The following is a 26,604-nucleotide window of genomic DNA, read 5'->3' as shown; positions in this document are numbered from 1 at the left end:
GATGACCCAACCCGAACCCCATCAGAAGCGCGTGAGCCGCCTGCGGTGGGTCTGGCGGGGGATCGGGCTGGTGGTTGTGACGGGGGTGGTGCTGTTTGTCGTCTCTGCTGTACAGACCGGTGGGGCAATTCGTCAACTGCAAGCTATTCAAAACGTGGAGTTGACTACTGAGCCGGATGCGTTGCTGGGTGCCTTACCCCGGTCCTGGCAGGACTGGCTGACAGACAGACTGGGAGAGGAGAGGCTACTGCCTTTTCAACGAATAAAGTTGATTGAGTGTTCTTATTCATCCATCACTGACCAACAGCTTGCGCTGTTAAATCGTTTTCCTTCGCTTGAAAAACTCGGACTGAGAGAAACAAAAATCAGCGATGCCGGCCTCAAGCATCTGGAAGGACTTGGGAATTTGAAGTATCTCAGTCTGGCGGGAACTCAAGTCAGTGATCGAGGATTGGTTTATCTGCAGAATCTGCATCAACTGGCAGTTCTCGATTTATCAGGGACTCAAGTGACTGACGAGGGGCTTGCGCATTTGCGAGCGTTAACTAACCTGTACGAAATTTATTTGGAGGGTACCCAGATTACGGACGCTGGTCTGGTTAATCTGAGAGGGATGAAAAAACTTTACGCGATCAATTTAAGTGAGACTCGTGTCGGTGATGACGGGCTGGTTCATTTAAAGGACTTTAATGCGATGTACGATCTCTATCTTAACAAGACACGGATCTCCAACGCAGGACTGGTTCATCTGCAGGGACTGGAACAGCTGGTGTGGCTTGAAATTGAAAATACAAAGGTCAGTAATGCCGGACTGGACCACCTGAAAGGGATTACAACACTGTCAAAAATCTTATATGACGGAACACAGATCACGGAAGGAGGTATTGCTCATCTCCGTAAATCGTTGCCGAATTTGAGTGATTAACCTGGTGGAACTGATATTCATTACAGCACACTATCGCTGGGGCGTAATCTATGACCCAAACCGAACCGAATCCAAAACGCGTGAGTCGCCTGCGTTGGGTCCGGCGGGGGATCGGGCTGGTGGTTGTGGCGGGTCTGGTGCTGTTTGTCGTGCCGGGAATTAAGCACAGCCGGGCAATTCAACAGCTGAAATCGAATCCGAAGATTTCGATCGAATCGGAGCCGAACTGGGTGCTGGGCCGGTTGCCTTATTCCTGGCAGAACTGGATTCAGTCGAATGTGAGCCGAGAGGTCTGGGATTCATTGCAGCGGCCCTTCGAAATCAACTGCAGTCAACAGGCACTCAGTGACGCCGACCTGGCTGCCATCGGTCGTATGACGAATCTGAAACTTATCGATTTGAATGACGCTACGTTCTCTGAAAAGGGTTTTTCTCAACTGGCGGGCCTGCACAAACTGAGAGCACTGGTCCTGAACGGATCGAGTATCAATGATGCGGGGCTGTCGCATCTCGAAGGGTTCGCAGAGCTGGAGACTCTCGTGCTGGGGAACACCGCGATCAGTGATCGTGGTCTGCAGCATCTTCAGAACCTGCGCCGACTGGAGTTTTTAGATTTACATGAGACCGCGATCAGTGATGCGGGCATGCAGTTCCTCTCCGGTCTGACGAACCTGGAATCAGTGGACTTGGGAGGGGCGAATGTGGGCAATGCCGGTCTAGCCTGTCTCAACAATAACCGAAAGTTGAAAAGTCTCAATTTAATGAACACCCAGGTGACCGATGTAGGAATGGTGACCCTGGAATCATTCCCCGATTTAGAGTCACTGGACCTGACTCATACGCAGGTCGGAAGTACCGGAGTGCGTCATTTACAGGGATTGAAACAACTGGAGCAACTCTATCTTGCCCAGACGAATGTGAGTGACTCTGGGATGCAGGCTCTGTCGGGGCTGCTAGCCCGACGGGGACTCAATCTGCTAGAGACTCAAGTGACTGATGCCGGGCTAAAGCATCTAGCAGGACTGGTGTATTTAAATATCCTGGAACTCAGCGGTACTGACGTCAGTGATACCGGATTGCAACACCTGGACGGGCTTACCCAACTCGAATTTCTGTTCCTGGGTGAGACCCGGGCGGGTAATGCCGGATTGCCGTTTATCAAAGATCTAACACGATTGCAGATGTTGATCTTGTCTAATACGCCAGTGAACGATGACGGACTGACACAACTCAGCGGAATGACGAACCTCCGCTTGCTAAACCTACAAGCGACTCAAGTCACGGATGCAGGTCTGGTGCATCTGGAGGGCCTGACCAGACTGAGATCACTTTATACGGAGAACACCCGAGTCACCCCCGCGGGCCTGGCCCGATTGCGTAAGAAGTTGCCGAAACTTACCGATTGAGTTTCGCTATGGCTGATTACGCTTTGGCGAACCTTACGCAGTAGATGGGGGGGAGGTTGCTGGAGATGGTTTGCCAGGAGTCGCCGCCGTCTTCTGAGATCCAGAGGTTGCCGGTGGTGCTGCCGACGGCGAGGACGTCACCGCTGTCATCCACGTCGAGGGCGTGGCGGTAGACGATGTCGTAACTCTTACCTGTCGGCAGGCCTCTGGTGAGGACCTGCGAGGACTGGCCGCCGTCCGTGGTGCGGGCGATGACGAACTTGCCTCCAACGGGAACGCGGTTCTCGTCTTTGACTGCGGGAACGAACCAGGCGGTATCGGGACGCTGCGGGTGGACGGCGACGGCGAAACCGAACTTCGAAGGCTGGATGCCCTCGATGGCGTGCCAGGATTGAATGCCGTCCGTGGTGCGGAAGACGCCGTTATGATGTTGAACCCAACAGGTGTCCGGTCGCGAGGGGGACTGCACCATGCGGTGCGGGTCCTGTACATTGGGGTTCTCAGCCTGTTCGGGGGGCATGTACTCGGCGAACATGCCGGTAGTCTGACAGTTCCAGGTGGCGCCGTCATCCTGGGTCACCCAGACGCCACCACAGGAGATGGCGACCGCGACCTGCTGACTGTTCTTCGGATGCACGCAGATGGAGTGAATGCCGGGATCGTCTTTGCCGCCGCCGAACCATTGCATCCGCTCGGGAGCATTCCACAATGATTCGACCAACTGCCAACTGGTGCCGGCATCGTCGGAGCGGAACAGTCCGCCGGGAATGGTGCCGCACCAGAGGCGGTCGGGCTGATCGCGGCCCCCGGTTTCCAGCGACCAGATTTCATTCAGGCTGGCGGGCTTCGGTTCTCCGTTGGCGGTAAACGGGTCTGCCCCTTTCACGGCGCCTTCCGGATAAGCGGGAGGTGTGAGTTCTTCCCAGTTCGCTCCCTGGTCGCTGCTGCGGTGCAGTTTTACGCCGAAGTGTCCGTGGTTCAAAGCGGCATAGGTCATCCCGTTGCGGGGATTATGCAGCGACATCGAGACGTGGGCGCCTTCGAAATCGTGTCGACCGATGGACCATTGCCCGGAGTGTCGTTTGAGCTGAAACAGACCTTTGCGTGTGGCAACGTGCAGTCGAGCGCTCATGCCGACACCTTTCTTTTGTAGATTTAGAGAGCCGAGAATAGAGGTTTAAATTAACCGCCGGAGAGTGCCTGCATCACGTAAATTTCACTGTCGGGCGCGACGGCATCGCTGAGATGAACCCGGTCGACGATGGTTTTGCCGTCGATAAAAATCACCATGTGCTGCCGCAGTCGATTCTGGTCGTCGAGAACGTAACCCCTTAGCTGCTGTTGATTTTCAAACACCTGGTCCAGTGCATCACGTACGGAAGTACCGGAGACCTCCGCTGCCGCGCAGGCCAGGTGGCGTTCCAGGTTGGGGGTAAAACAGACTCGAGCCATAACCCGGGTATGCTAATCTGAACATTAATATCAGGCAAGCAGAAATCCTGTGTGAAACGATGATATCAGTCAAAGTACATCTTTCCGGCAATTGTCCTTCGAATCTGCCGGGGAGGATCGACATTCCGAAACCGGCGGGGGTAAAATGGCGTAACGTGCGCGGTTTTCGCCGCGATGGAATCATAGCTTCAATCATTCCAACAACTGAGTGAGTATTATGAGTTTGACCCTCCCCGCATCCCTGCAGCGTTATTTTCTCTCCCTGACCACAGTCGCTGGCCTGCTCTGTTTTTCAGCCGGACCGGTACTGAGTGCCGACAAGACCGAGGCGACGAAAGAGAAGTCTGCCGAAGCCGAGTCGACCGCGAAAGAGTCTACTGAGTCTGATGACGTGCTGGCGGGCCATTCGTATCATGGTGAAGTCTTCAACGAGGGACCGCGGCGGGCTGCTTACCTGATGGGAGACACCGGCGACGTACACTTCGACGTGACGGTGAAGAATCCGGAAGCTCAGAAGTTTCTGGATCAGGGGCTGGGACAGTTGCACGGATTCTGGTACCTGGAAGCCGAGCGTTCCTTCCGGCATGCGGCCAATCTCGACAAAGACTGTGCGATGGCCTTTTGGGGCGCTGCGATGTGCAACCTGAAAAACGAGAAGCGGGCCAAGGGGTTCATCGAAGAAGCAAACAAACGGCTCGACAAGATCACGCCACGAGAGAAGAAATATATCAAGGCGCTGGAAGACTACATCAATGCCGACAAGAAAAAGAGCAAGGAACGTAATGAAGCTTATACCAAAGCGCTGGAAGACCTGATCATCGAATATCCCGATGACCTGGAAGCCAAGGCGTTCCTGGCGGTGCACCTGTATCAATCGCGGTCTGCCAGCACGAGCTATGTGGCAGCGGAAGCCCTGCTGCAGGACATTTTCGCTAAGAACTCGATGCACCCTGCCCACCACTATCGAATTCATCTGTGGGATCATCGCAAGCCGGAGATGGCGTTGACCTCAGCAGCGAACTGCGGTCAGTCCTCCCCCGGAATCGCCCACATGTGGCACATGCCCGGTCACATTTATTCGCGGCTCAAACGCTACCAGGATGCGGTCTGGCAGCAGGAAGCTTCGGCCCGTGTGGACCACGCCCACATGATGCGGGATGCGGTCATGCCGGACCAGATTCACAACTATGCCCACAACAACGAATGGCTGATCCGCAACCTGATTTTCATTGGTCGCGTGCACGATGCGGTGGATCTGGCGAAGAACATGATCTCACTGCCTCAGCACCCTAAATACAACACACTCAAAAAACGCGGGAGTGCCAAGTACGGACGGATGCGTCTGCTGCAGGTTTTGCGCACCTACGAACTGTGGGACGATATTATCGCACTCAGTCAGACACCTTACCTCGAGCCGACCGAAGAGGAAGACGAGCAGCTGAATCGCCTGCGTTACCTGGGACTGGCTTATTTCCAGAGTGGTCGCGCTTCCGAGGGGGAGCAGGTGATCGCACAACTGCAGAAACGGTTAGAGACTCTGGAGACTGAGAAAACCAAAGCAGAGGCCGACGCAGAGCAGAAGGCAAAGAATCCCGAGAAAGCCGACGATAAGCCGACCGACGAAAAGTCTGATTCCAAAACAGACGAGAAAAAAGACGCAAAAAAAGACGGGAAAGCAGATTCCAAAAAGAAAGCCGCCCCGACCGAGAAGGACATTAAAGCGGCAAAAGAAAAAGCGGGCAAGCCGTTTGTGGCCCGCATCAAGAAAGTCCAGAAACACATCGATGCCCTGCAGGGGCACCAGACGATCGCAGCGGGTGACTTCAAGAAAGGACACGAGTTGCTGAAGAAAGCCGGTGGTGCCGACGACGTTTACCTGATTGTCGTTCAATGGAAATCAGGCGATGCGGAAAAAGCAGAGAAGGCCCTGCGAAAGCTGATCGGTTCACATAAGAATGAAGTGCAGCCCCAGGCGACGCTGGTCGAACTGCTCTGGCAGTCCGGCAAGAAGGAAGAGGCGAAGAAAGAGTTTGACAAGCTGAGAAAGCTGTCTGCCACCATCGACCTGGATGTGCCCCTCTTCACTCGACTGGCGCCGGTCGCCGAGGCAGCCGGTTATGCCGGAGACTGGCGGATTGAAAACAAACTGGCCAGCGATGTCGGCGATCGCCCCGATCTGAAAACCCTGGGACCGTTCCGCTGGGAACCCTCCCCTGCTCCGACCTGGCAGCTCAAGGACGCGAAAGGCCAGCTCCGCACTTCTGATGAGTTCAAGGGCAAGCCGCATGTGTTGATCTTTTATCTGGGTTATAGCTGTCTGCACTGTGCGCAGCAGCTGCAGGCGTTCGCCCCGATGGTCAAGGAGTTCGAGCAGGCCGGTTTCCCGCTGATGGCGATTAGCACTGACGACCAGGAAGGCCTGAAGACGTCCATCAAGAATTACGACAAAGGGGATTTGCCGAGCCCGCTGTTTTCAAACAGCAAGCTGGATGTCTTTAAGTCGTTCCATGTCTACGACGATTTCGAAAAGCAGCCCCTGCACGGTACTTTCATTATCGATGCGAAAGGGAATGTCGTCTGGCAAGACATCAGCTACGAACCGTTTATGGATCCCGAGTTCGTATTGAAGGAAGCCAAACGCCTGCTGCCGCAGCACGGGGGTAAAGAAGAGCTGAGTGCCCTTTCCGGGAAGTGATGGCGTGTTAGAAACTGAGCGGCAAAGCGCTAGCTGCTGGTAATTTTTAGCCGTGCTGTATATCTCACCGGTGAGAGACAGTGGGTGCTCCGAGAGTCGTTTTAAACAGCGCCAATCTAATCACGATGATCTGGTGAAGAAGTACGAGACTGTTTCTATTTACCGGCGGCTGGCGCCATTCCCATGGTTGGTTTGTGCCGGTCACTGTTTGCGTTTGAGCTTTTCGAGGCGTCGTTCTTCGCGGCGTTTTTCGCGTTCTTTACGACGTTCCTCGCGCTCTTTCTGGATGCGCTCCATCTCTTCCGGGGTCCGCTCGGGGAACAGACTCTGAATCTGGGAACCAATGCCGCCTCCCAGCACGGCGTCGAGGGCATTCACGCCCATCTGTTTGGCGTAATTGCCAACCTGGCTCATGTCGACCTTGGGCTTCTTGAGTGTACCGCCGATGGGCAGTTTGAGCGGTCGACTGAGCAAAGCCTTGATCAACGGCTTGTCACTGTCCTGGGGCAGCATATTCGAAAAGCCTACCTCAGCCACCAGATCGAGCGATTCATCCAGCCCCACCGAACCGGTCGTGGTGATCGTAATGCCTTTCATGTTGACCTGGAACGGACTGTGATAGACGCGACCGTCAATCATATGGTATTGCACGGTCTGGTTGTTGACCTGCATGAAGATCGCATCGGGGCCGATCAGGCGGCCGTCACGATTGATGTTGATCATCGCCAGGACCTGATCAATCTTTCCCGCGAGAGCATCGAACAAGGGGCCCGGTCCTACCTTGGCTGACTGAATGGACATCGCACCGCGAGCTTCACCCAGCGCCGGTTCGTCGAGCGGGATAATGGCATAGTCCTGACTCAGTGAGAACTGTCCCTGAATGCTGGTGCTGTTAGCGATCATCGGCGCCACGAAACGCAGTGAGTTGCGGGTCATTTCAGGAGTGAACTGGAAGCGGTCAATCACTTCTCCCTTGCCAAAGACAAGGGCCGCCGGCTTCACGTCCAGGCGAATAATGGGGGCCACCCGCAGTCGACCACCGCTGACCTGCAGGTCGATGGGAGTTATATGAATCTGGCCGTCTTTGATGCGGGCTTCGATGGTCGTCTTGCCACTGGTCAGACCACGGATATTGGCCTGCTCCCAGCCGATGCCCGCTTCGCCGGTCAGATCCTGGTAACGCGTGGTTGGTACGAACAGAGGCCGCGTGTTGGGATACAACGGTCGGGGTTGAATATTGTCGAGGGCCACCGCTTCCACTTCTTGTGATTGGGGCGAGCCGAGCGGACCATTCAGATTAAACGGACGTGTCTCTCTTCCGACAATCTGCACATCGGGGCCAAGTTTACTGCGTAACAGGGGCGTGAGATTTTCCCAGTCGTAGGTTACTTCACCCGTCAGTCGGATGTTGCGGGTGGTGCTCCAGTTATCGATCTTGCCTTTCGCTGTCAGATCGAGCATATCAGAGTGAATCGACATCTGGTTGAGCGCGACAGTGTCTTCCTGCAGACTCTGACGGGTGTCCCCTTCAATACGGATCTCCGGCTCCTGCCAGCTGATCACCCAGCCCGGGTTGCGCTGGCTGGCAATCGGTTCTTTTGTGACCCGCGTATCGGGGCGACGGGGCGCTTCGATGGCGAAGTCCTTGATGGTCGTCCGCCAGTTCGCCATCCGGCCCTGATCATTGACGATCACATTGGCCTGCCCCTGGATGTTTCCATAGAATTTTTGTGCCGGCGGTTCTGCGGGATTCTGGAACCAGCTGGTCATCTGGTGCAGGTCGCCGTTGAAGGCGAGCTTCCCGTCGAGCGAGGGAGTGCTGGCTTCAGCGTGGGGCAGCTGCACTTCGATCCCTTCGCCATTAACGGCAACGGCCTCACTTCGCCAGGCCAGCGTAGCCAGTTTCAATGTCTTGTGTTTCCCATCCCAGCTGCCGGCCGTTTTGAGTTCGGCCCGCGGCTCATCGATCCAGAGGGAGGGAGAGGCGATATGCAGATTGGTCAGATCGAGGGTTGTGTTTTCGTGCGCCACGTACTCGTCACCAATCGAGATTGCCGAGGAGAACTGCACATTGCCCCCGAGCTCCAGGTCCTGGCTCCCCAGCGGACGCACGCGATCGGCCCAGGACGCGATTTTACCCCGTAACTGGACCTGGAACGGAAGCACCTGCTGTTTCTGATCTGCTTCCGCCTGTCGTTCAATGGTTGTCGGTGCTTTGAGTTTCGCCTGGAAAGAATCTTCGCCGGCCAGCAGCGTGACGATAAAACGTTCGACGTGCAGCTGCTTCTCGTCGGTGGTGCCGGCGCCATCGATGGTGAGTTCGAGCTTGGGCTCGCTCCAGCCGCGGCGATCGGGGGCTGCCAGCTGCAGGTTTTGAAACGTCAGGTAAGACTGGGTTTTCCAGTTCTCGTTCTCGATCTGAAAATCGACCTCCCCTTTGAGTTTCCCCTTGAGAGCCACTGCCTGCAGATCGACAAACTGTTCCAGGTGCTGTGAGAGCAAGTCGAGGTCGGCTTCGAGTTGTATCTTAAGGTCCCGTGCATTACCGCTGCCGCTGAGCTTGAGGAAGTCCGAGGCACAACGGAGCGATTCTATGTCGAACTGTTCCGCTTCGCGGCGGACCCGCATCAGCAGTTCAATCGGCTGCTGCCAGCGGATTTCGCGTCCCTGGTTTACGCCGTTCAGGTCGGAAGTTTTCAGAGCAACGAGCCAGGTCTGGTCGGCTGCTTCTTCGGGTTTCTGCGGATTATAGTTGGAGAGTTCGAAGTTGACGTTCCCCGATGTGATTCGCATTCCCGGTTTCAGGTGCACGGTTTCCGGCAGCTGGCGGGCTGCTTCGGCCAGGTCCAGATCGCCGGTCAGCTTGAGACGGGATGACAACAGACCGGCCAGACGTTCGCGGCGATCCTCGTGCTGCAGGTCCTTCAGATTGATTTTGCCCTGCAGCGCCAGTTTCCCCAGCTGTGATTCTGCCTCGGCCTGTTTAAAGTAGAGCACCCCATCGGCGGCCATCAGGTCCAGATTCCCTTTCGCATAGTCGGTCGAGATTTCGTCGTTACCGATCAGCTCAGGGGCGCTGAAGACGAAGGGAGCCGCTTCCCAGTTCCCTTTGACGGTGAACCGGGGCGCCTCTTTTGTGCCCGACCATTTGACTTCCATTTCGGAATTGGAAATGCCGTCAATGTAAACGCCCGGGGAGAAGGCCTGCACCATGGGCGTTAACTGTTTGAGGTCGAAAAACTGTGATTTGAATTTGAGTGAACCGGAGCGGGACGCATCGGGCTGGTCTGCATTGACCACACTGGCGGTAAAGGCGATTTCCGCAGGTTTGCTGCTCCCCGCATTCTCGGCTAGTTTCTCATGCCAGTTTCCTTCGACGAGTACCGGTTCGGTTCGCGGGCCGGGACGGGTCACCGTAATGTTCATACCGGCCAGGTAGGGCGTTTCCTCTTCTTTCGCCTGCTGGTCTGTGTTGACGACAAACAGATTCAAATCGGTCAGGTTCAGTTTCAGCGATTGACGCAGACCCGTTTTCGGCGGTTCCTCTTTACCCGGTTCTCCTTCCGGATGTTCCTCGGTCCCTTTGTTGATGAGTGCCGTGATGAAGTCCCGGTTGGCGATTCCCTGACTGTTGACGTAAGTAAAGGAATCCACGCCGGTCACGTTCACATCGCCGACCTGTTTGCGGTCCTTCGCCAGCTCCCAGAGCGTTTTCTGTGTCTGGATCTGTTTGATGCGGACGACGGGGCGACCTTCAAAATCTTCCAGCACAATATTCTGAAATGAGACCGGCTGCCCCCAGCCGAGTGTAACGTCTCCCGTTTTAATGTCAGCGGGATAGTGTTTGAGAACGAGGGGCAGAATGGAATCTTTGAGCGCGGTGCGCGAGATGATCTGCGGTGCAAACCAGGTGAGAATACCGACGATGACCAGCAGAATCAGAAAGGTGCGTCCGAAGGAGCGTTTCTTTTGTTCCGGTGGAGTAACGGCACTGTTTTTTGTTGCGGCGGTCTGTTTTTTATCTGACTGGGACATTGTCCGATCCTGTGATTAATTCCGTTGTGCAGGTGCCCCCGGAGACGGGGGTTGACCTTCTCATCCGTGCCTGAAGTCCGGTAGCCCTTAGTAACTACTATAGGGGTCTGTTCAGCGGGCGACAATGTTTGTTCAGAGAAGAATCCGGGCGGAGACGCCTGAAAAGGCTGAAAAAACAGCTGATTTCCTGCCTCCGATTTTGGCAGAGAGTGTTCATCCTCGCTGAGACTGCCTATGATAGTAAGTGCCTGGCGCATTGTGAATTACCCGAACCCGTCAAGAGAAGCGAAAGATAATGGACACCTTAAAGGCAATAGAAGAAAGACGTTCAGTCAAAGCATACGATCCCGAGCATCGCATGACCGATGAGGAAATCGAAAAGCTCCTCTCCTATACCATGCTTTCCCCGACCGCCTTCAATATTCAGCACTGGCGGTTTCTCGTAGTCAAAGACCCGGAACTGAGACAGAAGCTGCGGGACGCTTCCTGGAACCAGTCGCAGGTGACTGATGCGTCGCTGTTGGTCGTGATCTGTGCGGATATGAAAGCCTGGGAAAAAGAGCCGGACCGCTACTGGAAAAATGCCCCTGAACCAGTGCAGAAAGCACTGGTGCCGATGATTCTGAACTATTACAAAGACAACATCGAAGCCGAGCGGGACGAAGCCATGCGCTCCTGCGGGATGGCCGCCCAGACCATGATGCTGGTCGCCAAGGAGATGGGTTACGACACCTGTCCCATGGACGGTTTCGACTTTGATAAAGTGGCGGAACTGATCAATCTTCCCGAGGACCACCTGATCTCAATGTTCGTGGTTGTGGGAAAGGCCCTGCGACCCGCCAATGAACGAGCTGGGCAGCTAACATTAGATGAGGTCGTAATTTACGATCGATTTACATAATTGCAACCGGTAAGGCCTTAACTTGCCGATCAGGTTTGTTAAGATACGACCTGATTAATTTCTTTCGGTTATTTAGAAAATACGGTGTCTCCCATGAGCGAACAGCCTCCATCGAATCTGATTAAGCGCATTCTCGGCAGTCTGGGCCCGGCGATTATTACCGCCTCGGTGGTTCTGGGGCCGGGCAGTATTCTGTCGGCTTCCAAGATCGGGCACACATACGCCTATCAGATGAACTGGGTGCTGGTGATTGCGGTCATCATGATGATTGCGATGACCGCGCTCTCAGCGCGACTGGGGATTCAGCTGGACGGTACGATCTGTGATGAGCTGGCAAAGCGGGCGGGACGCCCGGTGGCAGCCGCAACGGGGATCATCCTGTTTCTGATCGCCGCCTGTTTTCAGTTCAGCAATAACTTGGGAGTTCTCGCTGCGGTCGAACCCTTTATGGGTTCGAGCAACGCAGACATCCTGATCATTATCGCCATGAATATCTTCATCATTCTGGCACTGTATGGATTTAAACATCTCTATGCGATGATCGAAAACCTGATGAAGCTCCTGGTGGGGATTATGATCATCGCCTTCGCGATCAACCTGCTGATGGCGAAGCCCGACTGGGGCGCAGCGATCGCCGGGTTCATTCCTTCCCTGCCCGAATTCGATACAAGCAAAGTCAAATTCAGTGAAGTCATGACGCCAGTCGTAGCGCTGTATGCAACGACTTTCTCCGTAGCCGGGGCCTTCTATCAGTCGTACCTGGTGCGACAGAAAGGCTGGACCCGTTATAACCTTAAACAGGGATTGATCGACTCGACTGTCGGGATCTGTGTGCTGGGGCTGATCACGATGATGGTGCTGATCACCGCCGCCAAGGTGCTGTATCAGAATCCCGATGTCGAAACGCTGGGCTCCGTCGCGGATGTCGCCAAGAGTCTGGAACCCGGGTTCGGGACTTTCGGCGTGATCATTTTCTCGCTGGGGATTTTTGCTGGTGCTTTCAGTTCCTTCCTGGTGAACGCAATGATCGGCGGTTCGGTCCTGTCGGACGGTCTGGGCAAAGGGGGCTACATCGATGAGAAGTGGCCCAAGCTGTGTACCGTTGGCGCGTTGATGATGGGGATGGTCGTCGCCATCTACACCAAGACGATGGGACAGAGTCCCGTGGGGCTGATTATCTTCGCTCAGTCGCTGACCGTGCTGGGCATTCCGATGCTGGCCATCGCCATGCTCTGGCTGGCGACCCGTTCCGATATGACGGGCGAAAACGCGATTCCCTTCTGGATGAAGTTCCTGGGCTTTATCGGCCTGATCACTTCGCTCCTGCTCGCGGGACGCACCGCTTTCAGTCTGTATGAGAAAATGTTCGGCGGTTAACGCAAGCATCGCACAAAGCTGAGCATTTATTGCAAAAGTGTTCCCGGTTCTTCGCCGTTGGTTCTCCAGCCGGTGGTCAGGTGATCGTCGGTCTGGGTAGGTGACTTGATATGGTGCACTTCGAGATCGGAGACGTGCAACGAGGCTGTTTCCACGTAGAAGCCCAGCATGCCACTACTGAAGTTCGCATCGGCCAGGGAGAGAACCACGTGGTCGTTGATACTGAGTTCGTGGTAACTGCCGAAGGAGATCATCTGCACTTCGACATCCTGCGGTTCACTGGCCCGCCAGAAACCGTCCTGCAGCGATTCGAACTGCATCATATGCTCGCCCGATCTGAGCGGCCCCGTTTTCCAGGCGCGGAACTGGCCGATCCCTTTCATCAGGTCCAGTGAAAGGTAATAACCGTCGTGCGTTTCGGGATCGATCCGGCAGAGCAGTCCGCATTTGCCGGCCCCCTTCATCGTCAAACGACAACGCATGCGAAAGCAGTTGACTTCCTCGTCGAACACAAACCCCTGGAAGCCGGCCTGGCTGATCAGCTCGAGGGAATCGTCGATCATGCAGAAGTAGGATTCATCCCGGGCCCCTTTCAAAGTGTGCAGGCAGCGGGAATCGAGAGTATCGACAATGCGTTCGATGATGCCTTCGTAAGTCTGAACCTTTAATTGTCCGTTGCTCCGGCGTGTGAGTCGCTTGGGCGGAGGCAGGATGTTGTTCGTCATCCGGTCGTGAGGGTCGCGGACATAAAAGTTCCAGAGCAGGAGCCCCTTGTCATCCCGACAGATGCGACCGGCGTAGTTCCCCTTGGCGAGCAGCACGTTGTCGTAATAGTTGCGCCAGGGCTGCTCCGGATCTGTGGTGTGCCAGTAGCGTATCTTGGCGTCTTCCCGTAGACTGCCGACGAGGTAGTAGTCGCCGTCGATACGGAACAGGTTGGGAACTTCGATGTCGTCATACATCATCGGTGCGTGCAGCGGCGGCAGTGCGCGGAAATGGTTGGGTTTATATTCTTCCATCAGACCGACACAGCCCCTGCGAACCAGCGGGCCTTCGTTGGTGCGTGCCGCCATCATCAGCCAGCCGCGGTCTTCCTCGTGAAAATAGAAGGGATCGCGGAAGCTGACCCAGTTGCGTTCTTCGTCTACCGAGGCTTCGTAGTATTCGGCATCCGGTTCGAGGGGAAAGCTGCTTTCCAGATCCTGCTTGGCCTTGATGCTGTTGGATACCGAACGAACCAGCTTCGCTCGCGTCTGCTTGACGATCTCCGGATCGTCGTGGCCGCGCTGATCTTCCCAGTGCACGTCCGCCTTTCGCCAGTGGAACAGGTCTTCGCTGTGTGCGAGTCCGATGCGTTGTTTTTTTCCCTGGTCGCGGCGGGAGACGCCGGTATAAAACATCCGCCAGTGCCCTGGCTGATGCGGATCGGGGGTGACGTGCATTGTCCAGAGCATCAGGTCGTCCCAGCCTCCGGGATCGCCGATGAACAGTGCGTTGTCGACGCGCCGCCAGTTGAGTCCGTTATCGCTGATCGCATGCGCGATGAAGTCGTGATTGGGCAGTACCAGGTGAAACAGATGATAGAGGCCTTCATGGTAGACGACATCGACGTCGCCGATACTTTTGCGGCTCCAGGCGGATTCGGAAAACATAGCAGGTCTTTACATCGGGAGACGGGCGCGCAAGGCAGCCAGAGATGGGATTAGATCATTCAGTCCGCTCTATCTTACTCGCTGTCGACGCGCAGGATCAAGCAGCTGTTCCTGATTGAGACCTGGTTCACCGCACTGGAAAACGGAACATCTGTTTTAAATCGAAACGTGTTCCAGCTCGTGCAGTGAGGCATTCGCTTCGGGATGCCGGTACGGTTCATAATGCATGATCTGCACATTAAACGGATCGGGCACATGATACAGCACGCCGCGCCAGTCGATGGTGCGGGTCCGCATCGCTGCCAGTAACGCAGCCGCGAAGATGTAGACCGTGATTCCCAGGTAACCCAGCGTGCGCAGCGGTTGACGCTGAAAATGTTCGCCGCGGGCTGTGACCGTCTTGTGTACCAGCAGACTGATGCGGAAGATCGCCACTGCGACACAGCCATTCGCGAAGAGCAATACTCCCGCGGAACTCGCTGCTGCCGTCAGATCACCCTGCAGCATGAACAGCACACTGAGAACCAGCAACGCGGTCTGCGCGACAGCCGTCATCAATCCCAGGCCGGCAACGAGCCACCAGTGCGGATGATAATAGCGCGCATTCACCAGCTGGCGGGTCATGTAGCGGAAACAGGAGTCAAAGGAGATCGATTCCCGGTTGACCATCGTCGTGGCAGGCACGAAAGCCACTCTGCGGCCCAGCTGATCTGCGATGACTTTCAGTCCCGTGTCATCCCAGAGCATACGGGAGAACGAATTGGTCAGTTGCGGATGGGTGAAGATATCCCGGCTGAGCGCGATTGAACCTCCCCAGGGAATTTCCAGGGCCACCATCTGCATCATGGCTGCGGTGTTCCAGGCATGGCGGACCATGGTTCCCGGGTTGGCATGCCGCGGCGCATACCAGCGGATGCCCGAAGCGACCCCGACCTCGGGATCCTGCAGAGGAGAGACCAGTTCGCGGAGCCAGCTGCGATGGGGAATGACATCCGCATCGAGCCAGGCAAGGACTTCGACGTCGTTATCCACTTCCCGGATGGCCTGCACCAGTGAAGCGTTCTTCAAGCCGCAGACCCCATTGGAAACTTCGCGGATGCTGACTTCGCAATGGGGGTGCTCGTGTTCTGCCAGGTATTGGGTCACAAAAGCGAAAGCGGGATCATCAATGTGATCCACGACAATTTTCACCTGGTACGCAGGGTAATCCTGGTTCAGCAAACCCTGCAGGCAGTCGGCCAGAAACGGATCATTGCCCCGCAGAGACAAGACGACCGCAGCAGACGGTGTGTAACTGGAGTGGGATTTCTGAGCGAGGTGCGCCTGGTACAGGCGGGCGACCCGCTGGCCCCAGTAAAGATTGAGCAGGGCAAAGCAGAGCAGACAGAAAACACTGATTGTCGCCAGTTCCAACATGAGATTCGCTCCTGGATTAAGGAAAATGCTCCGTCAATCCGCCGAATCGCTTACCTCCTGCCTGGGCGGCAAATATCCTCTATATTATATATCTTACTGATTTTGCCTGTGTGATCAACAAAATTCTGGAATTCGAGTCGGGACGGGAGAGAAAGGAGCCCCCGATTCCCATTGGAACGGTCGTGCCGGGGAGAGGGTGGGGAAGCGGACCTGCTTAGCCGGTTTCGGAACTTCAGATTATAATTCAATATACAGCCGCAACATCAGTCTGCCTGCGACTCGGCCGGTTCTGCCTGGGGTGCGACAGGCTGTCGCACTTCGCCGGCCACACTCACGGTCCCATGATCGACGATCACTTCCTGTCCGGGTTCCAGCATCCCATACGATTTGCCGTTCACCGAAAGCGCTTCGTTTTCGATGCGGACCTTCACGTCGCCGCACGTAAATTCGTATGTCGCTTCATCGCCGAACGTGGCCTCCGTCGTGGTGGTCATCGTATCTCCCGGCCGAATGATGACATGATGCGAGCCCAGGTCTTCCTCCCGTTCCGCGTTAACGCTGAAGTTCACGGTACAAGCAGCGCCGGAAACCAGCAGGCACAGACAGACAATTAATAAATGACGGTGAAGCTTCATGGGCGGGTCCGCGATGTTTCAGGGGGAGGTTAAAGTCTCATTCAGATTAGCAGAATGGCGCCAGCGAAGCAAAACGATTCTATTCCGCACCGGGAGGGATGATGTCACGCAGCGGCAGCACGCGGTCACGCCATTGATCCATTTCGAATTTAAGGAACATCGGTGTATCGAGCAGGTTGGATTCTGGGATCGTGATGTATTCTTCACTTTCGAGTTGTAACGGATGCTCACGTTCCCAGTTGTCGACTTCTGTTTTCGACGGGCGATGTCCGATCACTGACAGCGCGGCGCGAGAGGCTACGGTCGCTCCCTGATCGGTGGACTCGTTTAGAATCCGGAGTAGTTCGCGCTGGCACCAGGACTGGTCAATCAACGCCAGTATCGCGGCAGCAACTGTTCGTGTATGAGGTGTCGGGGAACGCAGGGCTTTGCGAAAGAGATCGAGTGCATAGCGTGGGTGAAATTCGAGTGCCAGAATTGCTGCCTGATCAGAGTCAGTCGTTGCAAACTGCAGTTGGTCTACGATGTCCTCACAGCGGTAGTTTCGACGTAGCAGGAACTCCAGCGCCTGAATCCAGTAGCCAGGCTGGCTGGGTTCCGTCGCTGTGTCGACCTTGTGCAGCAGATCAAACACCAGGGGATGCCACTGGGGATGCCCTGTTTCGGCGATGATCTCCAGGGCGGTTTCTATCGACAGGACGTTTGTTTCCTGTAAAGTCCGTTTCAAAAAGTCATCCAGGTCCGGGCTCTGGTTCTCCTGCAGTGCCCGCAAGGCCAGGCTCTGATTTTCGTTCTGCTCGAATTCATTCGCCAGAAAGTGTTCCCGGTCGGCAGTGATCTGCCGGGCTTTCGCTGTCACTGCAGGTGGAATTTCTCCAGAGATCAGCAGCCGCTCTACCAGGGGCCAGTCACCAATCACCGCGGCCAGACGCAGCATGGTCTCTGGCTCCGCGTGTTTCTCTGTCAGACTTTCCAGCAGGGGGAGAATCTCCCCGGTCTCAAATGAGAGCCGTGAGGCACGGTAGTGGGAGTGCTGCTCCAGGAATCCCTGTTCCAGCAGTTCGTCAAACGCATACTGCACCGTTTCAAAGGAGGGATGTAGTTCGATGACGCGTGCTTCCCAGAGTTCGGGCTGCCGCAATGATTTCAAGTACCATTGATAGAAAAACAGATCATACCAGTCGGCGGTTTCGTCGTAAAAGTCGACATCAATATCGATTCTCGTTTCCTGATGCACGATATAACAACCGCGACCGTGCAGGTTATATTCCCAGTCGGGCAAGTCGGGCACAGGTCCACTATTTATGCCCTCCGGGTGGGCACCATAGCCTCGTTTGGCCAGATCCAGCTGGTCGATACCCAGGTTGTGCTGCACGATCTGTGAAACGAACTCCTGTCGCGGACGGTGACGGATTAGTGAGAACAGCGTCCAACTGGCCCAGGGAGTGAGCGGCCAGGGCCGGTCGATCCACTCTTTGATGAAATCGTCCAGCGGTTCGTCAACCTCAGAAGCTGCCTGGAGTCGTTGAATAATTTCCGGTGCGTATTGCATGCTATGATTGATGTCTCAAAGGAAGCAGGGATGGGGATTAATGATCCACCGAACCTGAACCGACTGTGATTTGTCTGCTCGATATGAAAATTATAGATTTTTCCGCAACACATCTCAAAGAAATTAAGTATCTCAACGCAGGTAGCCGCCGGAGCGGCTTCTATGAAGAACGTCTGCCGATTCATCATGCGCGGGTTGATGCGCTGCCTGTGGGATTGGATGCTGTCGTTGTCACCGCCGATCTGCAGGGCCGCGAGCGATTTCAGGAATCGCCCGGCGGTCCGCCGCGTCTGCTGGGAGAAGCACTCCCCCTGCGCCTGGTTCAGGAAGTCCTGCCTGAGGTCGGAATTCACGATCCTTCCCGTGTCGCGGTCTGGCTGGCGGGGGACTTCTATACCGTCCCCGCGCTCGACAAACGGGGCGGCACCGGCGATGTGAGCGCCGTCTGGCGGGCCTTTGGCGATGAATTTGCCTGGGTGGCAGGAGTGGCCGGCAACCATGACACCTATGGCGAAAACAGTAAAGCCCAACCCCGCTTTCCCGCACATCTGCATTACCTGGATGGTGATTTCGTTGAACTCGATGGACTCCGCATCGGAGGAATCGGCGGGATCATCGGCAATCCGGAACGCCATCAGCGACGCAGTGAAGAAGATTACCTGTTTGCCCTGGAACTGCTGCTGGAAGAACGGATCGACATCCTGCTGCTGCACGACGGCCCCCGCGGCCTGAATGCCCGGCAGCAGGGATCAGCCCGCGTGCGAGACCTGCTGAGTACGCGTCGCAATCCCCTGGTCGTCCGCGGGCATGCCCACTGGGATCAACCGTTAATCGAATATGAAAACGGAACCCAGGTACTTAACGTCGATGCGCGAACCGTAATTCTTACGCACTGAGTTCCCCTTTGCGCTTGTGGCTGGTTTAATCCGTCCCAGGTCCCGGTTCAGTCTGGAGACACCATGAGATGAAATTTTCGTGTAATCTGTGGAAAGCCCGTCCGTCACGCGATTACGCACTTGACCGCCCGCTGTCGGGGCTCCATTCTTAACAGTGTGCCCCTTAATCGGCGTCAACTAACTTCACAGGCTGCCAATGAAGTCGACCTGTTCAATGTCCGGGAATACCCAACCATGGATGATGCCCAGCTACTGGAAGCCTTTGAAGCCTGCACCCTGCCCTCCGAGGAGTGGACGCACCGGGCGCATGTCCGGGTGGCTTATCTCTATGCCATGCGTTTTCCCTACGCGGAAGCACTGCTCCGCATGCGGGCCGGTATCAAAGCTTACAACAAAGCCACCAATACGCCCGACGAACTGGAGCGAGGCTACCACGAGACCATCACGGTCGCCTTCATGCGGCTGGTCTGCCACGCCCTCCGGGAAGAGGGGCCGTTCGAGTCGTCAGACGAATTCTGTAACACCTGTGCCCGCATGCTGAAGAAAGGGGTGCTGCTCGACTACTATTCCAAAGAGCGACTGATCTCCCTGGAAGCAAAGCACAATTTCATCGAACCCGATCTGCAGTCGTTACCAGAGGTCTGATGCACTATGATGAACCACATCCGTCCTGCAGTACACAACACGAGGAACACAACATGGAAGACCGGAGTCGAGGTACGTTGATCGGGCTGGCCGTGGGTGATGCGCTGGGGGCGGCGGTGGAGTTCCAGTCGCCGGGCAGCTTTCCGCCGGTGACCGGGTATCGCGGGGGTGGGCCGCATCCGATTGAACCAGGGGCCTGGACCGACGACACCAGCATGGCACTCGCGCTGGCCGACAGTATCGCGGACGTCGGCTGGGATCTGAACGACCAGGCCGAGCGCTACGTGCAATGGTGGAAGACGGGCCGCTATTCGGTCAACGGCCGCTGTTTTGATATCGGGATGACGATCCGCCGGGCCCTGGGGGAATTTTCCGTCAACGGGAATGCACTCACGTCGGGTGACTCGCATGAATATGCCAGTGGCAATGGTTCGATCATGCGACTGGCGCCGGTGCCCATGCGGTATGCGGAACTGTTCGAATCCGATCTGGCTGAGTTCTCCCGGCTGGCGGAAGAGTCGAGCCTGCCTACGCATCCCAGTGAGCAATGCCGCGATGCCTGTCGCTACCTGGCCTGTGTGCTGGCAGCGTTGATCCGGGGAGAATCGCGGGAAACGGTGCTCGCTGCGGACTGGCAGACGCTGCAGCAGTTAAACGCGATCAAACCCCTGCATCCACTGGTACAGGAGATCGCAGACGGCAGCTTTCGACGCAGACAGCCGCCGGAGATCGAAGGATCGGGCTGGGTTATCCGCAGCCTGGAAGCCGCCCTCTGGGCGTTTCACGCCGCCGACTCGTTTGAGGAAGCGGTGCTGAAGGCCGTGAACCTGGGAGACGACGCCGACACGACCGGTGCTGTCTGCGGTCAACTGGCGGGGGCCTGCTGGGGAGAGTCGAATATTCCCTCCTCTCTGCGTGCTGGCCTGGTTCGTCGGGACATGCTGGAACTGGCGCTGACGAAGCTGCTGGAATAAATTGCTGGCAGGGAGTCTCAACCCGCGTTTGTTCCACTGCTGATGTGCGGTATGATCGTGGCGTTGTATTTATCAGATATACTCTCCGGGAAAAGACACCATGAAAATCAATCTCAAACAGGATCGCCAGGCGATTGTTAAGCATCTCAAGCAGAGGATCCGCGATTACCCGGTTTATGTGAACCAGGGGCCGGGTGCAGATGAGGATCCGATTACCCAGATCACGCTGGGGTATTCCGTTGCTCAGGCGGGCTGGATTGCGCTGGTGTTTGACACGCGTCCGGGTGCGAAGCCGGACGGCGAATGGAATTCGTACATCGAAGAAAACATGCTGGAATTTCCCCAGTGGTCTGAAGCCGTTGATGCGCTGTGGGACAACGACGAACCGATTCAGTTGACCCTGCCTGACGGGAGTAAGCAAACTCTGGGTGAGGATGAAGGTGAGCCGGTCGAACAGATCGGCGCAATGCTGAAGGACATTCTGCTGCAGGCGCGAGAGGAAAACCTGTTTGCCGGGCTGCCAATCGCCAGGAAGAACCTGATGGGAGTTGAGGATACAGAGGGGGCCTATGGCTGGCCCGACTATGACAATCGTTTTAAGCAGGGCTGGATCATAAAGTAGCTTTGCCGCTGAGAGGCAACTGGTACCCGCGACGAACAAAATCTTTACTTCTCCACCCGCAACTGCCATGATGGCGTTTGTGATTTTCAATCCCTTTCTTTTTGCGTGAGTAAGCCCGATGACCACTGACCCGGAATCAACGCCCGATGTTCTCTCTTTCTGGTTCTGGTTTGAAAACAACCTGCATCGTTTTGAACATCTGGAAGACCAGCAGGAAGTACTGCTGCCGGAACTGGGCGAACAACTGCAGGAGGTCGACGAAGGTCTGACCTACGAAATCTCTATGCCCGATGATGAGGGCGTGCGCGATCTGGTTATCAGTGCCGACGGAGTGAAAGAGGCGTTTCCTGCAGTGATGCTGTTGATCGACAGTGCCCCCGACTTGCCCGGCTGGACGTTCACCCCCTTTCGACAACGGATGGATTTAGCGGGTTGTGCCCTGCAGTTCGGCGAGCAGGAACTGACGCCGGACGACTTCTACTTCTGGTTACAGACCGAAGACGGTGCCATCGATCTGATCGTGTATGTCCCCGGTCTGACCGAGGAAAACCGGGAAGCCATGATGGGCGCCAGCTTCGTTCTGCTGGACATGACCCTCGGCGAATTCGACGTGACGCTGAAGATCCGTTATATCGATTTTCAACCCCTGCCCGAGAACCCGGAAGCCGAAGACCTGCAGCCCCTCTCCGCACTGCCGGACGAGTTCGATGCGCTGTTTGATGCTTTGAATCCAGAGTGAGGCGCGGGAGACCAACCAGGAAATGACAGTGGTTATGTATTCTGTATTACTCTCTGTCTTAGCGGGTTGAGATCAGACGGTGCTCCCGGTGAGCACGGCTGTGATTGCGGCTTCGAACTGGGGTAGGGGCAGCGCGCCGATGATCTCTTTTTTCGCTTCAATTTCGATCTTGCCGAACTGTTTATATAAGATCAGGCGGCCTTTAAAGGCCGTAGCGGATGCAGACTCGGAAAAGTCGCGCAGTTCCTTACGGGTTGCTTTCCGGCAGACCAGGGGTGTGCCTTCTTTAGTCAGCGTCAGACGGACGCCGGCCCCCTCCGGAGCGAGCTCCAGGGAATACACGTCATTCACTTCCAGTGTCAGCATGGTTTGCCTCCCGAGTCTGGGGCGGAGAATGAGGTCTGTTGTCGTTATCATATGATGTCAAAGTATGAATCAATTTTTCAAGTTTTTTCTTTAAGAGAATCATGAGACAGGCAGAGCTGATCCGTTTTCTGGAAGCGCTGGGAGCCGATGTGGTTGTGCGCAGGTACAAGCCGGATGAACCAGAGACGATTGCTGTCCTGGTAGGCCGCCTGCCGGAATCGGATTCTCCGGTACCGATCCCGGGGTGGGAAGACGCGGTTTATCTGCAGGAAGCAACCGCTGGCTGGTCGATCGGATATATTCAGACCGGAAAGACCAGACCGCTACAGGACGAGGAACTGAAGTCGCTGCTGACTGTGTGGATACGCGAACGGGACTACCGGCTGTTTGCGGATTATGAGCTGGAGTGATCTACTCTCCCCTTAGCTTGCAGGCTCTACGTCGATTCTTGAGATGAATCTACCTGGTCTGATGTGGCTTCCTTCAGCTTCATCTGAATGCCGCCTCCCAATTGCTGATAGAGCTGAAGTCTCTGTTTGTTCTGCAGAAAACCGATCAGACGTTGCAGTTGTGATTGCAGTTCTTTCGCTTTCTCCGCTGCGCCTGCATCTTCGGCTGCCTGTAATTGTTCAATTTGCAGATAGGCGGCCCTTTTGAGCAGGGGGACCAGTAACAAAGATTCCTCTGAGAAAAAGTCGCGCTTCCACTGGGGTAACTCTTTAAATTCGTTCTCATTGATTTTCAGCGTTCGCAGAGAAGACGCATGGAGATTTTTTTCAATGTCTTCCCTGGCAAGCATTTGGATTGCCTGATCACTGTGTCCCGTTTCCTGCAGTTCCATCGCAGCGTCCAACGGTACTGGATCACCCGCCTGCTGACAGCCTGCAGGGATCAGGATTAAACTCAACAGGCTGAGCAGAATTCCTGTCAAATCAACACGGCATCTCAACGTCATGATCTTCCTTCATTATTGTTCACGCAAATGCTGCAATGTATTTCTGGCCAGTCTCATCGTATCAGAATCAGTGTGAGACACGTCTGTATTTCTTCGAAGTCAGGCACATTTTCTTTACATCGTCCTCCCCGCCCGGCATGATGGAGTGAGCGTCTTTCGAATGATCACTCTGTTCCTGTAGTCGAGGAAGCACCGTTATGCTGGTGAAGAAACTGAAAGAGAAACTGATTCGGGGCGAGACCGTGTATGGGTCGCTGTTTCAGCTATAACCCGTCATGGAATTAATTTCCGTTCACAACACGACTGCAATCCGGACTCCAGCCTGTGGTGATGAATCTTGGTTTTTTCCCCTGTCGGTCGATAGCCCAGATTGCCAGACCATGTGATTTGTCAGACTGAAATTTTTCGCGAATGTCGTCCGGTGACAGATAGCGTGAGAATAGAATCTCTTTGCCGTCTGCAGTCCAGCAGATAGGACCGCGGAGGCCGTAGTCTGGATCAAAAATGACTTTAACCTCACCCGTATCCAGCGACAGGACAGCGATCTTTCCCAGCAGACGCATCATCCGCATGCGTCCCCATTCATCATCAGCGGCCAGATTCGGGGCGTACATGTTCTCCGGGTTATAAACAACCAATGCCAGACTCTTGCCATCAGGGGCGTAACGGGCCGAACTGATCATCAGATTTTCTGCAGAGAATGAAATTCTCTTCAGGCTCTTTTTCTCTGATCGAGATGTTTTATCCTGGCTATCGGAATCTTGCGCAGGCGACGTCTCAGGCAGACGAAGTTCATACAGTTCACATCGTGAGTCATTGAGTTCTGCACCGTCGCTGGGGTGTGTAATCAACAATCGTTGCTGGTCTGGCGACCAGTCTTCCACAAGCCACGATCCCTCTTTTTCCATCACCTGTCTGGAATGTGAACCATCAATTCCTGCCACATAAATTCGACTTAGCTCGGCTTGATTTTTCTGACGGAAGCGGATCCGGGAGTCTGCAGAGTTCGTGGACCAGGCGATCTGTCTGCTGTCAGGTGACCAGGCAAAGAGTTCTGTGCAGTCAGGATTCAGAATGCGGGTCCATGTCCCCTGTAGATCACCCACCCAGAGCATGGCACGCAGGTCACCCTGCCATTTTGAAAAAGGGTGACCTTCTTCATACACCCACGAAGCAAAGTATTTCCCATTGGGGCTCTGTCGTGTCCAGTGTGGTGACCGGAACATGGTCACGCCTTTCGTGAATACGGGCTGATCAGAAATGGGACCTCCCAAAACGGGTGTGATCTGTGATCCATCGGGGTGCATTGTATACAGGACATTGTGCCCCGTACGATGGGAAAGGAATGTGATCAGAGGTTGGACCTTGGATTGATCTTCCTGTTGAGCTAATGCCAGGTCAGCGAAAAGACAGAACAGGATGAATACCAGAGCAACCTGGATCTGAGGGAATCGTCTTTGTGATGATCCAAGACTCAGCCACAGAGAAAACCATTTATTCATTGCTGTATCAGTTCCAGTTTGGGTTAACAATTCCTGGGAGATCTGAATTTCATACGACTGTCTGCATTGTATGCACATCAAAGGTAGATGATAGAAAATGGCGAGTGAGTTTCAGATGTACTCGATGAGACCTTTCAGGTTAACTGCTTGACTTAGTTTGTACAGTAGTTTTCCACAAAACCTCGACATTTTCTTTACATGCAACTTTTCGCCCGGCATGATGGAGTGAACGTCTTTCGAATAATCACTCTGTTCCTGCAGTCGAGGTAGCGCGGTTATGCTGGTGAAGAAACTGAAAGAGAAACTGGTTCGGGGCGAGACCGTGTATGGGTCGCTGTTTCAGCATGCGGTGGTTCCGGCGATGGTCGAGTCGATCCCCGACAACTCGCTCGATTTTGTGATCGTCACGCCCGAGCATACGACGCTCGACCTCGCAGAGTTTCTGCCGCTGCGGTATGCCCTGAAGTCGAGAGGTATTGTCTGCCTGGCCCGCACACACAGTCGCGACGCTGCAGATGTGGCCCGCGTGTGTGATACGTTTGACGGCGTGGTGGTACCTTATGTTGAAACATACGAAGAGGCACAGCAGCTGGCGGCGGCCGCCGTCTATCGACCGTTGAAAGGGATTGTGCTGGACAAGGCCCTGAAAGAGGGGAAGTTCGTCAATCAGAAGACGGCCGACTACATCGAGAAAAAGAACGAGAACACGCTGTTCATACCGATGATTGAATCGGTGCCCGGCATCGAAAACCTGGAACAGATCTGTTCGATACCCGGCGTGCACGCGGTCTTCGTCGGGCCCGGCGATCTGACGACCAACATGGGCATCCCCGGCGAGTACGACAACCCGGAACTCATCACCGCGATCCAGAAAGTGATCGACGTCTCGAACGCACAGCACGTCGCCGCAGGCTGCTGGTTCGGAACCACCCAGCAGGCCCTGCGCACAATCCGCCAGGGCGCCCGACTGGTCGTCTACGCCAACGACGGTCTGATGCTGACGCACGCAATGCAGACAGCGTTCGGGGAACTGCGCAAAGGGTGATCGCTGTTTGGGCGTGGCGTGCATGTGAGCGGAATGGCGCTAGCCACCGGTGATATATACAGCGCGGTTAAAAATTACCGGCAGCTAGCGCTTTGCCGCTCAGTTTGATGGATGATTTATTTTATGATCGAACCATTCACCTATTTCATTACCTGGACCACTTATGGAACGTGGTTGCCGGGAGATCGACGTGGATGGCGTAAAACGAACAGCGGTGATCAACCACCACAACTGTTGCTTGAGCAATGGAGCCGGAATCAGATGCAGCAACGACCGGTTTTATTGAATCAGATCCAGCGAAACAAAGTCGAAACAGTGTGCCATGAACATGCAGAAATCCGTGAATGGTTCATTCATGCAATCAGTGTACGCGCGAATCATGTTCATATCGCCGTGACCGCGGATTCAGAGCCAAAAATCGTTCGTGATCAATTCAAAGCCAACGCAACCCGTGTGCTGCGCCAGGACCCCGATCCGATCTCGAATCAGAAAATCTGGTCGCGCGGAGGCGATACGGAGTTGATCGACGGTGGTGAAGAGAGTCTGGAACGTGTTGTGCTTTATATTACAGAAGCACAGGATCGGAAAGATCGTGACCGTTTTCAGTAGGGGGGATACGACCACTGCCGATGAAGATTCTTGCAGCATACTCGAACCAGGAATAGGCAAACCCACCATGAGCGGAATGGCGTTCGCCACCGGTGATGTATGCAGCGCGGCTAAAAATTACCGGCGGCTAGTAACTCCGATTACAAATAGTTTCCCACCAAAGCGAATTGTTGCCATTGCTTCCTGGTTTTCCTGAGTTCTCTCC

General features: G+C 55.2%; 23 protein-coding genes. 13 read left to right on the top strand and 10 right to left on the bottom strand.

Annotated features, from left to right (window positions below):
* Window position 1 precedes the first annotated feature (1 nt).
* Window positions 2-925 (top strand): hypothetical protein, encoded by a 924-nt coding sequence (locus FYZ48_RS19300; protein WP_187782114.1) that lies wholly within the window; start codon window positions 2-4, stop codon window positions 923-925.
* A gap of 50 nt (window positions 926-975) precedes the next feature.
* Window positions 976-2,331: a leucine-rich repeat domain-containing protein gene (locus tag FYZ48_RS19295; protein ID WP_149343379.1), complete on the top strand. Its 1,356-nt coding sequence runs from the start codon at window positions 976-978 to the stop codon at window positions 2,329-2,331.
* A gap of 16 nt (window positions 2,332-2,347) precedes the next feature.
* On the opposite strand, the gene FYZ48_RS19290 is transcribed toward FYZ48_RS19295, so the two are convergent.
* Complete coding sequence (locus FYZ48_RS19290) at window positions 2,348-3,463, bottom strand: WD40/YVTN/BNR-like repeat-containing protein (RefSeq protein ID WP_149343377.1); 1,116 nt, start codon at window positions 3,461-3,463, stop codon at window positions 2,348-2,350.
* Window positions 3,464-3,513: 50 nt separating this feature from the next.
* Window positions 3,514-3,783, bottom strand: a complete 270-nt coding sequence (locus FYZ48_RS19285; RefSeq protein WP_149343375.1) for a MoaD/ThiS family protein — start codon at window positions 3,781-3,783, stop codon at window positions 3,514-3,516.
* Between the two features lie 217 nt (window positions 3,784-4,000).
* Here FYZ48_RS19285 and FYZ48_RS19280 point away from each other — a divergent pair, with 217 nt between their 5' ends.
* Window positions 4,001-6,478, top strand: a complete 2,478-nt coding sequence (locus FYZ48_RS19280; protein ID WP_149343373.1) for a peroxiredoxin family protein — start codon at window positions 4,001-4,003, stop codon at window positions 6,476-6,478.
* Between the two features lie 201 nt (window positions 6,479-6,679).
* Here FYZ48_RS19280 and FYZ48_RS19275 read toward each other — a convergent pair whose 3' ends face one another.
* A complete protein-coding gene (locus FYZ48_RS19275; protein ID WP_149343371.1) occupies window positions 6,680-10,513 on the bottom strand; it encodes a hypothetical protein in 3,834 nt (1,277 codons plus the stop codon).
* A gap of 295 nt (window positions 10,514-10,808) precedes the next feature.
* Here FYZ48_RS19275 and FYZ48_RS19270 point away from each other — a divergent pair, with 295 nt between their 5' ends.
* Together FYZ48_RS19270 and FYZ48_RS19265 are read left to right on the top strand one after the other, a co-directional pair.
* A complete protein-coding gene (locus FYZ48_RS19270) occupies window positions 10,809-11,414 on the top strand; it encodes a nitroreductase family protein (RefSeq protein ID WP_149343369.1) in 606 nt (201 codons plus the stop codon).
* A 93-nt stretch (window positions 11,415-11,507) separates the two neighbouring features.
* Window positions 11,508-12,791: an Nramp family divalent metal transporter gene (locus FYZ48_RS19265; RefSeq protein ID WP_149343367.1), complete on the top strand. Its 1,284-nt coding sequence runs from the start codon at window positions 11,508-11,510 to the stop codon at window positions 12,789-12,791.
* A 26-nt stretch (window positions 12,792-12,817) separates the two neighbouring features.
* Here the strand turns inward: FYZ48_RS19265 and FYZ48_RS19260 are convergent, their stop codons facing one another.
* The 4 genes from FYZ48_RS19260 to FYZ48_RS19245 form a co-directional block, all read right to left on the bottom strand.
* On the bottom strand, window positions 12,818-14,443 hold the full coding sequence (locus FYZ48_RS19260; protein ID WP_149343365.1) for a glycosyl hydrolase: 1,626 nt from the start codon (window positions 14,441-14,443) through the stop codon (window positions 12,818-12,820).
* Window positions 14,444-14,599: 156 nt separating this feature from the next.
* On the bottom strand, window positions 14,600-15,859 hold the full coding sequence (locus FYZ48_RS19255) for a glycosyltransferase (protein WP_149343363.1): 1,260 nt from the start codon (window positions 15,857-15,859) through the stop codon (window positions 14,600-14,602).
* A gap of 263 nt (window positions 15,860-16,122) precedes the next feature.
* The gene (locus FYZ48_RS19250; RefSeq protein WP_149343361.1) at window positions 16,123-16,494 is read right to left on the bottom strand and encodes a hypothetical protein; all 372 of its coding nucleotides are present in this window, start codon (window positions 16,492-16,494) and stop codon (window positions 16,123-16,125) included.
* Between the two features lie 79 nt (window positions 16,495-16,573).
* Window positions 16,574-18,046, bottom strand: coding sequence for a DUF6896 domain-containing protein (locus FYZ48_RS19245; RefSeq protein WP_149343359.1), 1,473 nt, complete (start codon window positions 18,044-18,046; stop codon window positions 16,574-16,576).
* An 83-nt stretch (window positions 18,047-18,129) separates the two neighbouring features.
* Between FYZ48_RS19245 and FYZ48_RS19240 the strand changes: the two genes are divergently transcribed.
* The 5 genes from FYZ48_RS19240 (at window position 18,130) to FYZ48_RS19220 (ending at window position 21,922) form a co-directional block, all read left to right on the top strand.
* A complete protein-coding gene (locus FYZ48_RS19240; protein WP_149343357.1) occupies window positions 18,130-18,942 on the top strand; it encodes a metallophosphoesterase family protein in 813 nt (270 codons plus the stop codon).
* 234 nt (window positions 18,943-19,176) lie between these two features.
* Window positions 19,177-19,587: a hypothetical protein gene (locus FYZ48_RS19235; RefSeq protein ID WP_149343355.1), complete on the top strand. Its 411-nt coding sequence runs from the start codon at window positions 19,177-19,179 to the stop codon at window positions 19,585-19,587.
* A gap of 53 nt (window positions 19,588-19,640) precedes the next feature.
* On the top strand, window positions 19,641-20,561 hold the full coding sequence (locus FYZ48_RS19230) for an ADP-ribosylglycohydrolase family protein (RefSeq protein ID WP_149343353.1): 921 nt from the start codon (window positions 19,641-19,643) through the stop codon (window positions 20,559-20,561).
* A gap of 100 nt (window positions 20,562-20,661) precedes the next feature.
* The gene (locus FYZ48_RS19225; protein ID WP_149343351.1) at window positions 20,662-21,183 is read left to right on the top strand and encodes a hypothetical protein; all 522 of its coding nucleotides are present in this window, start codon (window positions 20,662-20,664) and stop codon (window positions 21,181-21,183) included.
* 118 nt (window positions 21,184-21,301) lie between these two features.
* Complete coding sequence (locus FYZ48_RS19220; RefSeq protein ID WP_149343349.1) at window positions 21,302-21,922, top strand: hypothetical protein; 621 nt, start codon at window positions 21,302-21,304, stop codon at window positions 21,920-21,922.
* Window positions 21,923-21,994: 72 nt separating this feature from the next.
* Here FYZ48_RS19220 and FYZ48_RS19215 read toward each other — a convergent pair whose 3' ends face one another.
* Window positions 21,995-22,288, bottom strand: coding sequence for a hypothetical protein (locus FYZ48_RS19215; RefSeq protein WP_149343347.1), 294 nt, complete (start codon window positions 22,286-22,288; stop codon window positions 21,995-21,997).
* Window positions 22,289-22,389: 101 nt separating this feature from the next.
* Between FYZ48_RS19215 and FYZ48_RS19210 the strand changes: the two genes are divergently transcribed.
* Window positions 22,390-22,698, top strand: coding sequence for a hypothetical protein (locus FYZ48_RS19210; protein ID WP_149343344.1), 309 nt, complete (start codon window positions 22,390-22,392; stop codon window positions 22,696-22,698).
* Window positions 22,699-22,724: 26 nt separating this feature from the next.
* On the opposite strand, the gene FYZ48_RS19205 is transcribed toward FYZ48_RS19210, so the two are convergent.
* Window positions 22,725-23,243 (bottom strand): hypothetical protein, encoded by a 519-nt coding sequence (locus tag FYZ48_RS19205; protein ID WP_149343342.1) that lies wholly within the window; start codon window positions 23,241-23,243, stop codon window positions 22,725-22,727.
* Window positions 23,244-23,524: 281 nt separating this feature from the next.
* A complete protein-coding gene (locus FYZ48_RS19200; RefSeq protein WP_187782113.1) occupies window positions 23,525-24,745 on the bottom strand; it encodes a TolB family protein in 1,221 nt (406 codons plus the stop codon).
* 277 nt (window positions 24,746-25,022) lie between these two features.
* On the opposite strand from FYZ48_RS19200, the gene FYZ48_RS19195 reads away from it, so the two are divergent.
* Both FYZ48_RS19195 and FYZ48_RS19190 read left to right on the top strand, forming a co-directional pair.
* Complete coding sequence (locus FYZ48_RS19195; protein ID WP_149343338.1) at window positions 25,023-25,790, top strand: HpcH/HpaI aldolase family protein; 768 nt, start codon at window positions 25,023-25,025, stop codon at window positions 25,788-25,790.
* A 123-nt stretch (window positions 25,791-25,913) separates the two neighbouring features.
* Window positions 25,914-26,399, top strand: coding sequence for a transposase (locus FYZ48_RS19190; RefSeq protein ID WP_187782112.1), 486 nt, complete (start codon window positions 25,914-25,916; stop codon window positions 26,397-26,399).
* Window positions 26,400-26,604: the final 205 nt, after the last annotated feature.

The sequence above is a fragment of the Gimesia chilikensis genome (genome assembly GCF_008329715.1).
GTDB lineage: Bacteria > Planctomycetota > Planctomycetia > Planctomycetales > Planctomycetaceae > Gimesia > Gimesia chilikensis.
The sequence above is the reverse complement of the archived record's forward strand: the minus strand, read 5'-3'. Positions and strand labels throughout refer to the sequence as shown.